Below are 12,290 nucleotides of genomic sequence, written 5' to 3'. Positions count from 1 at the left end.
CCAATTGATCGCGCGGCGTATCGAACACGTAATGCAGCGCCACGGTCAGCTCGACTGTTCCCAGACCGGCCGAGAAGTGTCCGCCGGAAATACTGACCGTGTGAGTCAGAAACTCGCGCAGTTCTTGGGCAAGCGGGACTAGATTGGCTTTGGACAGTTTTCGTAAATCCGCGGGCGTATCGATCAGACTCAATAACGGGTAATCGTTAGCAAGGTTCATAGTATTTTCCTGAGAGAGTGCTTCATTAACCATTGAATGAATCGGGTAAAAGCAATTAATAAAGCGGTTCTTGATAAAACAATAAAATCATACCTAGCTGAAGCATCGCAAAAGCGGATATTAACCCGGCTATTTGTCGTTGTTTCGGGTCATTGAGTCGTATTTCAAGCCAGCGTGCACTGGCGATTATGATCGCAAATACACCCATTAACGTATGTCCTGCCTGAATTAAGAAAGCTGTTTTAGGTTGAAAACCGACATGCGAGTGTGTCAGCAACATCAGGCCACCGAAGGCTCCGAGCAGCGGAAACATATAGATAAGTTTCTTATTCGAGTTATTGGGGTGGCGCGCCTTATATTCCATGACCCCCATCATGAACGCCATGAAAGTCGCGATACGGTGTTGCAGAATTTCGCCGCTCTCTAATGTGCTTTCCCAAAAGCCGATGGGGCCGAGTGGCCACGCTTCGGGGTCGCTACGTATAAACAGGAAAAGGCCGAGAAAAGCGAAGCCGAGCGGCCAGTAAGGACCGCGATGCGGCGGAGGCGGACGAAGTGATGCAATGATGGCTAAAACTGCGATCGTTGTAACGAAAATGCCGGCTACATTGTGGTTGTAGTCCGACCAGTCGGTACTCGCGCGCGACGGAACTTGGCCTATGATTGCGGTTCTGCCGGGTTCGCCGGCCATTAACTCTTCGTGGGTCGGAGATGTTGTTAGTGGAATCCGTGGTTTGAAAGTGGCGAGCGTTTCCTGCCAGGTCGCGGTGGTTTTCGGGATATCGATCGCCGGCGGTTGGGTTGCAAGGCTGACGGCTGTGAATAGAATGCTAACCAACAGGAATGTTTCGGCTTGAATATAACTTGGAATCTCGCGGAATAGCAGCGTCTCGCGGTTCTGCTCGAAGAATTCGCGCGTGCCGCGATTGTTTAAATAAGCTAAAAACAAAGCTATGGCTAGCAAGAGCAGTTTGACCAGTAATAAGTTGCCGTAGCCGGTGCCGATGAATCCGTTCCAACTATCGATATAGCCGATCGCCATCGGAAGGCCGGTCGCCATTAGGACCGCGAGCGAGACCAGGCCGAGTTTCCCAAATTGTTTCAAAAAGTTGGGCCACAACATCGGATCGATTGCGTTACGTGTGCTTAATCGCCAAATGTTAATTAATTGAAAGACACCGCCGACCCATGCTGCCGCGGCGATTTGGTGAATGACTGTTATCGTCATCAATTGTATACGGCCATCGAAGCGTCCCGCACCGTGAGCGAGCCAGGCGCCGGCGATCAGTGCCGGAATCGCTAAGGCGGTTGCGTTATACCAGGTGTTCTTAGAAGTCGGTTGAAGACTGAGCTTGCTCCCGACATAAAAGGCCAGGCAGCCCATCACGATCATGCGCACCATGCCTGCCTTGAACTGAATCGTATCGGCAAAGGCCGGGAACGGCCAGACGCCTAGCGTCACGTTCATCAGCCAAACTTTTATTATCAGCGCGAAGCCTTGCGTTAACGCGAGGCCAAATGCACCATAGTAAATCAGTGTGACGGTCGACGATAAATGTTTTTCATCGTATCTCCTCGACCAAGGTTTCAGCATAAACATGCCCCAGATCAAACCGCCTATCGCCACGCTAAAAAATACGCGGTCGACTCCGCCGACCAGAGAATCCAAAAAATCAGCTAATCCGCCCATTACCAATGCCTTTATTCAATGACAAAAAAACGAATGATATCTTCGGTCAAGTGACCGTCGGCCGCGAACACCTTGAGACGGATCGCATGTTCTCCGGGTTCTAACGGAGGAATATCGATGACGACTTCTCCGCGGATTTTACCTCGATTGACGTGGAGTCTCTCATGCACATCGTTTTTTTTGACCAGATCGAAATGAGATAAAGCCAATTCCACTCTCGAATTAAAGGTAAGCGATACTTTGCTTTCGGTACCGGCCTTGATCGGGTCGATCTTTAAGGAAGTATTGGTGACAACGGCATGTGCTGAGACAGTACTCGCATTGAGCGATAGTATTACAAATAAGAGTTGAAAATAATGTTTAATCATATCTTTAACATAAATAGAAATAACGATGGATAGTTAATCGTCAATAACGTTAGTGGCGGAGTTTAGGTTTTATTTGGATTGATTAACGCCGGTAGAACAATCAAGCTGCTGGCTAGAGTCATCGTAATACCGACCGATAATAATAAACCCATACTGGCGATTCCCAGGTGCGAGGTAAACGCCAGGCTCGTAAAGCTGCACAGTGTCGTCAATGCGCTGAAAAACACGCCGCGCGCCGAACTCGATTGCAGCAAGTCGGTTTGGCTTTGCTTGTGTTGCAATCGATGCACGATATGAATTGCGCTGTCGACCCCCATCCCCAACAGCAAAGGCAAGACGATGATATTCGCGAAATTGAACGGATTATTGAGCAGGACATTGAATGCGCCGGTCAGGATTGCGGCCAATAATAGCGGCGCAATGATCAATATTGTCGTCTTGATACTGCGGGTGATTACGAGTAATAAAATAACGATAAACGCCAAGGCGCTTGAAAAGGCTTGTATAAACGCGTCGACGACGGCTTGCCCGGAAGTGACGTCGCCAATCGGCAGGCCGAATACTTGCGGATAGGTGTCAAGTACTTGATTGACGAATACTTTTAGATGTCCGGGGTCGTTGAGGTCTTGCTCGGGTAGAACCAGCAGTCGAACGATGCCGTTAGGGCTGATCCAATGGCTTTTGACAGTTTCGGGAATGTCGTCGATTGCGAATTCGGTAGCGGTTAGGCCATCCCGCAACATGCGCATCGTTTCCGGCAATAAAATCATCACATTGGTTTCCAGCTGCGAATAGACCGAATCGGGTTGATCGGTTTTGTCGGCATGGTCGATGAAAGATTGAATGTTTCGGCGAAGTTGTTCAAGCAATACGGCCGAAACTGGAGTAGTATTTTGCGACAAGGTTTGTTTCAGCGATTGGTCGAATTTGACTAAAGCACTTCTGATATCCGATTTTTCGTAAGCGCGGTCGAATCTATCGAGCTGCGCGGGCATGATCAAATTGAGCGTATCGAGGATGTCGAGTTTTTCGTCTTGCTGTTCGGGGACGAGATTGCTTAGTGTGATTGCTTGATGAACGCTCGATAAGGTGCTGAATTTTGCAGCCAGGTTGTCGGCGTCTTCCAAGCTGTCGGTGAGTGCTGAAATGATGAACGGCGAGTCGGTTTTGCTTTGCAATAATTTTTTAAATGCGACAACCGACGGGGTTTTTGGATCTCGTAAATGGATTGGGTTCGAATCGAAACTCAATTGCGTCAAAATAATGCCGCTAGTAACCGCCAGTAATAATGCGATCTTGCGGATTGATCGGGAATGGCGGAACGGAAACTGATAGAGCCAATCCGGCAGTGTTGCGGTAGGTTTCGCGTTTATCGGTTTAAAATGCATCAACTTCAACAAGGCGGGCAGTAGAAGTAGTGAAATCGCCAAGCCGATAAACATTCCAGCGCCGGAAATGATGCCGAGTTCCGAAACGCCTTTAAAGTCGGTGGGTATGAATGCGAAAAAGCCGATCGCGGTCGTTAATGCGCATAAAAACAATGATGGGCCTACCGTATGAATACTATCCGAAATGGCCGCATCGGTTGGCATGTCATGCAGACGGCACTCTTGATAGCGCAAGCATAGGTGGGTTGCGAAATCGACGCCCAGTCCGATATATAAAACTGCGAATGCGACAGAGATTAGATTCAAGTGGCCAATGGCGACAGCTGCGAAACCCGCGGTTAGGACGAGTCCGGCGATCAATGCGATGAAGGTCGAGAAAACCAATCTTACCGAGCGAAGCCCTAGCAAAAGCGCGGAACAAACCAATATTAAAGAAATAATTCCGGAAATGACCATGCTTTCATTAAGACTTTCCATTTCTTCATGTTCCAATGCGACTTCGCCGGTGAAGCTCAGGCGCACGCCCGGAAACCGCGATTGCATTTGTTCGGAAAGCGCTCTGAGGTAGTCCATGGGTTTTTCTGCCGGCATCAAATCGCTGAAATCGAGATGCGGTTTAGCGATGACGAGACGGCGGGTTTGGTCTTTTTCGAAGCTGCCTTCGGTCAGCATTTTTTGCCAAGACAAATAATGATGGCGGTTTTCTTGGGTTGCTGACAGCGTTTGATTGAAAGCGCTTAATAACGGGGCGAGCGGCATCGCTAATTCTCGGTCGCTTTCTGTTAGCGCCAGCGAGAGGATGTCTAAAAAGCCCGCGAAATGATAATTTTTGGATAGATGGCCGATAAACGGCTGGGCGTCGACGAGTTTTTCTGACAAGGCTTCGAGTTCGTTCAATTCCAGAAATAAAAAACCCTGTCGCCGGAAAAACGGATTGTCTCCAGGAATGTAAACCGATTCGAATAGGTTTTGCCTCTTTTGTAAATCCTGTTCTAGATATGTGGCGGCGAGAGAGGTTTCTTCGGGTGTGTCCGATTCGACAATGGCAATGATCGCGGCAGCATCAAGCGGAAATGCTTTATCCAATCTGTGTCTGACTTTTTGAAATGGCAGTTCTTGAGACAACAACTCGGTGGTGTTGTTGTTGATACCGAGATTTTTGATTGTGTAGTTCAGGCTCAGAGCGCATAACAAAACAAACAGCGACAATAAAATCCAAGGAAAACGTAAAGGAAGTTTTGCTATGGATTCGAACAAGCGGGTTTGTATCGATGCTGTATGTTTTGCCATGATTTAGGGGCGGGTAGTTCGTTGGCTGTCGTGTTAAGGATGCGGAATTACAATATATTCGATCATGCCTTGTCGATTAAGCGACTTGTTAAGGCGCAAGCGTATCTTGCTTCGTTTCTAAAACGGAGCCATTAATAGTTTTGTAAGGATATTGTTCATATAACTTCCGAAAATCGGTTGCTGAGACCCAAGTACTCAGTTAATCTTGTCTTGAAAGGTAAGAGTAAATCTGCTCTCCTGAGCTTTTGGCTGCGCTCAGGAGAGTCCTGTCGAAGGATGAGCGGAATTACGCTGAGCTAAACGATTTTCACCCGACATTGTAAAGATGAGTGAGTACTAGTTTCATTCATTCGAATAAGAGGGCGTGCTTTTTGTAATGAAATCAAACACAGGTATTTTTCAAGTTTCAACCCAAACCTAAGTTCGATAATGATTATAGTAATGCTGTTGGCATTATGCAAAATATTGTTGTATTTGGGCTAAATGATACAAGAATGAGTAAAAATGTGACGGCATGTTTTTTGATAACTTATAAGCATGGTTATTGTCAGGATTTTAGTGTTCCTCAACGATCGATATTGCTTGATGATTTAAGGAAATTGAGTGTTCGTCTTCAGCGCTGGGATTGTTTTCAACCAAATTTATACTTGTTGCGTTTAAGCCAATCTAATATAATACCCCTCGCTTACTATATTAAAGCCAATCTATATGCATTTTCGTTTCGGCTTTCTCAGCTACGAAATCAGTCACGTCATTCGTCAGCGGTTTAATAAAAATGCCGAAATTATCGGTATTACTCATTCGCAATGGCGGGTCTTGGTGCATTTGTCCGAAAACCCTAACTGCCGACAAGTCGATTTGGCCGATATTCTCGATATCAAACCGATCACACTGGTCAAGCAGCTCGATCAACTCGAAGCGCGGAATTTGGTGCGCCGCATCAAAGACAGCGATGATCGGCGCGTCTATCGGCTCGAGTTGACCGCAAATGCATTGCCGGTCATGCAAAAATTATGGGACATTGCCGATCAGGTTGAAGCCGAGGTGTTAGGCGCATTGTCGCCGGATGAGCAAGCATTGGTCACCCGGCTATTGTGCCGGGTTAAAGGGGCTATTTGCGGCAAAGAACCCGATATGTCCTAAAATTCTCTTCGGTGCCGTAACGCGCGGCAATAACATCAAAGGCAAACTGTGTTTGATTTCATTAAAAAACTGAAGGAATCGCAAACAAACGGATGGATAGTCGGTTTATTTAAAAAGCCCGCTCCGGCATCGCTCGACGAAAGCGATCGGCAAATGCTCGCAAGAGTCGCTTGGCAGTTTTTTTGGTTGTTTGTCATTTTGTTTTTTTTCGAAGACCTGCTGGATTTTGCAGTCGAAATCGTGCATTCGGTTTTCGAAATTCTGCATCTGCTAATCGAGTTTATCGAAGGCTACATCGAAGAAATACTCGAACATCTGTTGCATACCGATCATCATCAGAGCGAGACGATTATCGTCAATGCGGTTTTGTTGATCGGAATGTATGGGTTTTATCGTCTCGTCTACGCATTTCCGAATCTTGTCCGGCGCTTGAAAATAAACTCTTGCGCAGCCTGTCTTAAATATAAAAGAAGTAAATTAGCTTATTGGCAGGCGTTATTGCCGAAACAGAAAATTAAACTGACGGCTGCTTACTTGGCCGGCCTGGCGCTGCTGCTGTTTTGGTTGACGCTATGAAGTTAAACCGGATTCCTACACTATTAAATTTATTCTCGATGACTCATACACATACGCCACCTTAGCGTTTTCCCTGATTTTCTTAACCACTCAACATTTGATTACAGACTGCGAAGGCTCTTTTCGTCTCGTAAACAGGGCAGGATACGGGAGTGGAGTGAGCTATTTGTTCTCTTAATTTTCATTCGGCGGTCGGACCGGCTGTCGACGGTTTTATATTGACAGGAATACCATGCTCTTTTTATCGAAAAAACAAGATTGGCTCGGCAACATCCGGGGGGATTTATTGGCCGGCATCGTCGTTGCGCTCGCGCTGATACCGGAAGCGATTGCATTCTCGATAATCGCCGGCGTCGATCCGAAAGTCGGCCTCTATGCATCGTTTTGTATTGCGGTTGTGACTGCTTTCGTTGGCGGTCGTCCCGGCATGATATCTGCCGCGACCGGGGCGATGGCCTTGTTGATGGTGACCTTGGTTAAGGATCACGGACTGCAATATTTGTTGGCGGCGACGTTATTGACCGGCGTGCTGCAGATCGTCGCCGGCTACATCAAGTTCGGCAGTCTGATGAGTTTCGTGTCGCGCTCGGTCGTAACCGGTTTCGTCAATGCCTTGGCGATTTTGATCTTCATGGCGCAATTGCCGGAATTGACCAACGTGACCTGGCATGTCTACGCGATGACCGCAGGCGGACTAGGGATTATTTATTTGTTTCCGTTGATTCCGGTGATCGGGAAGTCGGTGCCGTCGCCGTTGCTTTGCATCGCCGCATTAACGGCCTTGTCGATCTATTTGGGTTTAGATATCCGCACGGTCGGCGACATGGGTGAGCTGCCCGACGATTTGCCGATATTTTTGTGGCCGGAAGTTCCGGTGACGCTTGAAACCCTAAAAATTATTTTTCCTTATTCAACGTCCTTGGCCGTGGTGGGCTTGCTCGAATCGTTGATGACAGCGACGATCATCGACGATCTGACCGATTCCAGCAGCGACAAGAACCGCGAATGTAAAGGCCAAGGTTTAGCTAATATCGGTGCGGGTCTGCTCGGCGGCATGGCAGGCTGCGCGATGATAGGGCAATCGGTAATTAACATCAAATCGGGCGGTCGCGGACGATTGTCGACGTTGACGGCTGGTACACTACTGCTGATCATGGTGGTGTTTCTCGACGAATGGATTTCGAAAATTCCGATGGCCGCGCTCGTGGCCGTCATGATCATGGTGTCGATCGGTACCTTCAGTTGGCGTTCGATTCTCGATTTGAAGAAACATCCCCTCTCGAGCAGTGTCGTTATGAGCATGACTGTGATCGTAGTGGTATTTACGCATAATCTCGCGATCGGCGTATTCGTCGGCGTGCTATTGGCGTCGTTGTTTTTCGCCAACAAGATTAGTCATTTTCTATATGTCGAATCGGAAATCGACGAAGATCAAAACGTCAGAATCTATCGTGTGGTCGGTCAGGTGTTTTTCAATTCAGCCGAAAAATTCATTCAATCGTTCGATTTTAAAGAAGCGGTCGAAAAAGTCGTCATCGATTTACATCGCGCGCATTTTTGGGATATAACCTCGGTCACGGCATTGGACAAGGTCGTGATCAAGTTCCGGCGCGAAGGCGCTGAAGTCGAAATTATCGGCATGAACGAAGCCACCACGACGATTGTCGACCGGTTCGGTGTACACGACAAGCCGGAAGAAATCGAAAAAATCATGGGAGGGCACTAATGAAAAATAACGAAAATAGAGTGTTGGCTTGCATCGACGGATCGGCGCTGACCGAAGCGGTCTGCGATTACGCGGCCTGGATCGCGCAGCGCGTCGAGGTGCCGCTGAAACTAATGCACACGATAGACCACCATCCCGAGACCGCGACGATGTCCGATCTGTCCGGCAATATCGGACTCGACAGCCGCGACGAATTGTTGGAAGAAATTACGCAATTGGATCAGCAGCGTATCAAATTGCGTTTGCAGCAAGGCAAGCTGTTGCTCGAGACCGCAAAACAACGCGTTATGCAATCCGGAATTGGCGAACCGATCTTAACGCAACGGCACGGCAGCCTGGTCGAAGCCTTGATCGAACTTGAGGATGTGACACGTGTCTTGGTAATCGGTCTGCGCGGTAAAGTGCATGAAAATCAACCCGACAAGATCGGCGCGAAACTGGAATCGATCATCCGTTCGTTACATAGACCGATATTGGTTGTCAACGAGCCGTTCAAGGCGCCCGAGCGCATCATGCTCGCCTATGACGGCAGCGCGGCGGCCGAGAAGGCGCTTGATATCGTCGCGAACAGCCCTTTATACAAAGGTTTGGTTTGTCATTTGGTCTGCGTCAGTAAGGACGACGATAAAGGAAAGCTGCTCGAAATAGCCGAGAACAAGCTGAAGCAGGCCGGCGGTATCGAAGTGGTCGCTCAAAAACTGGTAGGAAAACCCGATTTGGTACTCTGCGAATATCAGGAAACTCATGATGTCGACATGACCGTGATGGGCGCTTTTAGTCATACCAAATTACGCGATCTTTTGCTTGGCAGTTTTACCGCGAAAATGCTGCTGCATAGCAAAAAACCGTTGTTGCTGTTGAGATAAAGCCGGTTAAGCGTTACCCCCGACAAGTCATGAATGGTTTGCCTCGTTCCCACGCTCCAGCGTGGGAACGCATACCGGTCTCACCGTAAGCAAAATATGGTTCCTAAGGTGTTATTGGAAAAACAACTAACCGATGTAGCTGAAGGCATACAGGCGGCCAATACCGGCACCGTGACGCTCGATCAAAGTCGCGTCGGACGCTTATCGCGCATCGATGTTATGTGCATCATTCGACGTACGCGCGCAATCGTTTGGCGATGGTCGCGGGGCTCGCGACGCTCGAAGTGATGGAAAACGACAAGTTGGTCGAGAATGCCGATGCGATGGGCAAGCGTTTGATGGAAGGCTTGAACAAGCTGAAAGATCGTTATTCGCTGCTCAAGGAGGTACGAGGCATGGGCTTGATGATCGGTTTCGAATTGGGTTGTCCCGACTCTCTACGAAGTAAAATGGAGTGGAAATTGATTCATGCCGCGAGCGCCGGCCTGTTCCCGCAGTTGATCGTGATTCCGCTTCACCGCGATCATGGCATCATCACGATGGCGTCCGGGCATAACGATGTGATCAAACTGCTGCCGACGATGGTGATCACCGAAAAAGAAGTCGATCATTTCCTGAATGCGATGGAGGCGATTTTGCGTAATAGCCAGGAAGTCGGCAGCGAAAACTGGAAGACGATTTATCAAATCGCGAAGCGAACGATCAAGGGAGGCGATTGATGGTTCCGAGCCTCAAGGTCGCCGTGACCGGCGCATCGGGATTTGTCGGCAAACGTTTGGTTAAGTTCGAAAAGGCGCACATGGTTCGTAGCTTTGCCTTTTGCTCGGCTCAGGGATGTTTTTTGTTTTATACAATAAAAAAGCATTAATTTTCCTGATTAGCAAGATGCTTCAGCTTGCCGAAGCCAAGTGTCCGAGCAGGGGCTAGTCTTAGTCGTAAAAACTAAAATATGCTGTTACCCAAGCTCCAGCTTGGGTAACCTGTTCAGGAAGCTCTAGCTTCCCGACAATCAAGAAAGATTGAACGAGCGAGTCGGGGTTGATTGAGAATGTGCGGAGGTTGTGTCGGTCTCAGGAAGCTGGAGCTTCCGGGGGCTCTTTCCCAAACTGGAGCTTGGGAAAGAGCGTGATGTGGGTTGGCTGTTTTTAGCTTGACGCGCATGGCTTGCGAACCCCGTCCTGCTAAGAATATGCTGATCTTTGGGCTTTAGCTGAAAAAACTTGCTAATCAGGTTAATTTTTGACTAAAGTGTTTTTTAATACATTATCTAGTCAAGATTTGTTATAAATAGCGGCGCATGCCTACGATGTTCGAATAACGCATCCGGCGAACAGTTTCGGAACTGTCACCGGATTTTTTTTGTCTTCAACGAACAATTTAGAAACAATAAAGGTGTCCCTTGAATACCGAAATCAACAGAAACGACGGATATTTCATGAAAATTAACTATAAATTTGTCGGGTCGCTGCTGACGATAATTTTGCTCTTGGGTTTTGTGTTTAGTGATGCCTTGATTTACATGGAAAAAAACTGGCAGCGAGAAGAGTATAGTCACGGTTATTTGATACCGCTGATTTCGTTTTGGTTTATTTGGGAAAATAGGTCGGCGCTAGCCAGGCTTATCGGGCAAGGCAGTTGGGCCGGTTTTGTTTTAGTCGCGGCGGGTTTGTTGTTTGGTTTGATTGGCGAGTTAGCGACGCTGTATACCATTACCCAATATGCATTCTTAATAGTCTTATTCGGTATTTGTTTGGCTTATACCGGTTGGCGCGGAATGCGATTGCTCTGGTTTCCGTTGACCTATCTGATTTTCATGATCCCTTTGCCGAATTTTTTATACAACAATCTGTCGTCGGAATTGCAGTTGATTTCGTCGCAGCTTGGCGTCGCGGTAATACGACTGTTTGGAATTAGTGTTTTTTTGGCCGGTAATGTCATCGATTTGGGTAATTATCAATTGCAAGTCGTCGAGGCGTGTAGCGGTTTGCGCTATTTATTCCCATTGGCTAGTTTCTGTTTTTTATGCGCTTATTTTTTCAGAGCCAAGTTGTGGATGCGCGTCGTGATTTTTTTGTCGACGCTCCCGATAACCGTATTGATGAACAGTTTTCGTATCGGTGTGATCGGCGTTCTTGTTGAAAATTGGGGTATCGAGCAGGCTGAAGGGTTTTTACACGATTTCGAAGGATGGGTTATTTTTATCGGTTGTTTAGGCGTGTTGTTCGTCGAAATGTGGTTGATGGTCAAGTTGTTTTATCGGGATAAAAAGTTTTCCGAGGTCTTTGTCATCAAGGCCATGCCGCACTCCGAAACCGAGGAATCTTTCGGGAGCGAATCGAATAATAGCGACCTAACAACGGCATTACCTAAGCCGTACATGGCGGCTGCATTACTTTTATTAATAGCGGTGCCACTATCTTTGTTCATCGGTGATAGGGAAGAATTAACTCCTGATCGTTCTAGATTCACTACCTTTCCTCTGCAAATCGATGATTGGCGCGGTATCGAAGTCGGCATGGGGCAGGAATATATCGATGCGCTCAAGTTCGACGATTATATCGTCGCGAATTATACAAATCATCAATATCATGAGCCCATCAATTTTTATGTGGCTTATTACGCCTCACAACGCAAGGGAGCTTCCGCGCATTCGCCTAAGTCATGTATGCCGGGTGATGGTTGGCGTATCGGCGACTTTACGCAAAGAACCATTTCCGGTGTCGATGCTGTGGGCGGCGATCCGTTACGAGTTAATCGTGCCGTCATTTCCAAAGGTGAAAGTCAACAATTGGTCTATTATTGGTTTCAACAACGAGGCCGGGTCATCACGAACGAATATCTCGTGAAATGGTTTTTGTTCTGGGACGCTTTAACAAAACAGCGCACCGATGGAGCGCTAGTGCGATTGGTTATTTCATTGAATCGCGGCGAAGATGCGTCGGATGGCGATAAAAAACTCGATGCATTTTTACAGGCCGTTTATCCGCGTTTATCGGCGTTTGTGCCGAATTGACCGAGACAGC

At 47.7% G+C, this 12,290-nt stretch carries 12 protein-coding genes; 8 read left to right on the top strand and 4 right to left on the bottom strand.

All coding sequences use genetic code 11. The features are described from left to right. From ACRJJO_RS05760 to ACRJJO_RS05745, 4 genes are all read right to left on the bottom strand, one after another. The coding region (locus ACRJJO_RS05760; RefSeq protein ID WP_431064935.1) for a 1-deoxy-D-xylulose-5-phosphate synthase N-terminal domain-containing protein at positions 1-220 on the bottom strand (220 nt) is incomplete at its 3' end. Between the two features lie 55 nt (positions 221-275). Further along, on the bottom strand, positions 276-1,910 hold the full coding sequence (locus tag ACRJJO_RS05755) for a copper resistance D family protein (protein WP_431064934.1): 1,635 nt from the start codon (positions 1,908-1,910) through the stop codon (positions 276-278). A gap of 11 nt (positions 1,911-1,921) precedes the next feature. After that, a complete protein-coding gene (locus ACRJJO_RS05750; protein ID WP_431064933.1) occupies positions 1,922-2,278 on the bottom strand; it encodes a copper resistance CopC family protein in 357 nt (118 codons plus the stop codon). 62 nt (positions 2,279-2,340) lie between these two features. Continuing rightward, positions 2,341-4,956, bottom strand: coding sequence for an MMPL family transporter (locus ACRJJO_RS05745; protein WP_431064932.1), 2,616 nt, complete (start codon positions 4,954-4,956; stop codon positions 2,341-2,343). A gap of 708 nt (positions 4,957-5,664) precedes the next feature. On the opposite strand from ACRJJO_RS05745, the gene ACRJJO_RS05740 reads away from it, so the two are divergent. The 8 genes from ACRJJO_RS05740 to xrtD all read left to right on the top strand — a co-directional run bounded on the left by ACRJJO_RS05740 (position 5,665) and on the right by xrtD (position 12,280). Continuing rightward, the gene (locus ACRJJO_RS05740) at positions 5,665-6,099 is read left to right on the top strand and encodes a MarR family winged helix-turn-helix transcriptional regulator (protein WP_431064931.1); all 435 of its coding nucleotides are present in this window, start codon (positions 5,665-5,667) and stop codon (positions 6,097-6,099) included. Positions 6,100-6,147: 48 nt separating this feature from the next. Further along, on the top strand, positions 6,148-6,675 hold the full coding sequence (locus tag ACRJJO_RS05735) for a hypothetical protein (RefSeq protein WP_431064930.1): 528 nt from the start codon (positions 6,148-6,150) through the stop codon (positions 6,673-6,675). A 232-nt stretch (positions 6,676-6,907) separates the two neighbouring features. After that, a complete protein-coding gene (locus ACRJJO_RS05730; protein ID WP_431064929.1) occupies positions 6,908-8,401 on the top strand; it encodes a SulP family inorganic anion transporter in 1,494 nt (497 codons plus the stop codon). Beyond that, positions 8,401-9,267 carry a universal stress protein gene (locus ACRJJO_RS05725; protein WP_431064928.1) on the top strand — a complete coding sequence of 289 codons (867 nt, stop codon included), beginning with the start codon at positions 8,401-8,403 and terminating at the stop codon, positions 9,265-9,267. Before ACRJJO_RS05730 ends, ACRJJO_RS05725 begins: the two co-directional genes overlap by 1 nt. 96 nt (positions 9,268-9,363) lie before the next feature. Further along, complete coding sequence (locus ACRJJO_RS05720; protein WP_431064940.1) at positions 9,364-9,555, top strand: hypothetical protein; 192 nt, start codon at positions 9,364-9,366, stop codon at positions 9,553-9,555. After that, positions 9,489-9,986 (top strand): aminotransferase class III-fold pyridoxal phosphate-dependent enzyme, encoded by a 498-nt coding sequence (locus ACRJJO_RS05715; protein ID WP_431064927.1) that lies wholly within the window; start codon positions 9,489-9,491, stop codon positions 9,984-9,986. Before ACRJJO_RS05720 ends, ACRJJO_RS05715 begins: the two co-directional genes overlap by 67 nt. Beyond that, complete coding sequence (locus tag ACRJJO_RS05710) at positions 9,986-10,135, top strand: hypothetical protein (protein ID WP_431064926.1); 150 nt, start codon at positions 9,986-9,988, stop codon at positions 10,133-10,135. The genes ACRJJO_RS05715 and ACRJJO_RS05710 overlap by 1 nt, the downstream gene beginning before the upstream one ends. 567 nt (positions 10,136-10,702) lie before the next feature. Then, positions 10,703-12,280 (top strand): VPLPA-CTERM-specific exosortase XrtD, encoded by a 1,578-nt coding sequence (xrtD, locus tag ACRJJO_RS05705; protein WP_431064925.1) that lies wholly within the window; start codon positions 10,703-10,705, stop codon positions 12,278-12,280. Positions 12,281-12,290: the final 10 nt, after the last annotated feature.

Origin of the sequence: Methylotuvimicrobium sp. (assembly GCF_050611805.1) — a bacterium.
Taxonomy (GTDB): domain Bacteria; phylum Pseudomonadota; class Gammaproteobacteria; order Methylococcales; family Methylomonadaceae; genus Methylotuvimicrobium.
Note: the sequence above shows the minus strand (reverse complement) of the source record. Positions and strands in the feature narration are given on the sequence as shown.

Coding starts and splice junctions, on each gene's coding strand:
- ACRJJO_RS05725 (WP_431064928.1), top strand. CDS start 8,401: ATGAAAAATAACGAAAATAGAGTGTTGGCTTGCATCGACGGATCGGCG.
- ACRJJO_RS05755 (WP_431064934.1), bottom strand. CDS start 1,910: ATGGGCGGATTAGCTGATTTTTTGGATTCTCTGGTCGGCGGAGTCGAC.
- ACRJJO_RS05745 (WP_431064932.1), bottom strand. CDS start 4,956: ATGGCAAAACATACAGCATCGATACAAACCCGCTTGTTCGAATCCATA.
- xrtD (WP_431064925.1), top strand. CDS start 10,703: ATGAAAATTAACTATAAATTTGTCGGGTCGCTGCTGACGATAATTTTG.
- ACRJJO_RS05740 (WP_431064931.1), top strand. CDS start 5,665: ATGCATTTTCGTTTCGGCTTTCTCAGCTACGAAATCAGTCACGTCATT.
- ACRJJO_RS05730 (WP_431064929.1), top strand. CDS start 6,908: ATGCTCTTTTTATCGAAAAAACAAGATTGGCTCGGCAACATCCGGGGG.
- ACRJJO_RS05710 (WP_431064926.1), top strand. CDS start 9,986: ATGGTTCCGAGCCTCAAGGTCGCCGTGACCGGCGCATCGGGATTTGTC.
- ACRJJO_RS05720 (WP_431064940.1), top strand. CDS start 9,364: ATGGTTCCTAAGGTGTTATTGGAAAAACAACTAACCGATGTAGCTGAA.
- ACRJJO_RS05750 (WP_431064933.1), bottom strand. CDS start 2,278: ATGATTAAACATTATTTTCAACTCTTATTTGTAATACTATCGCTCAAT.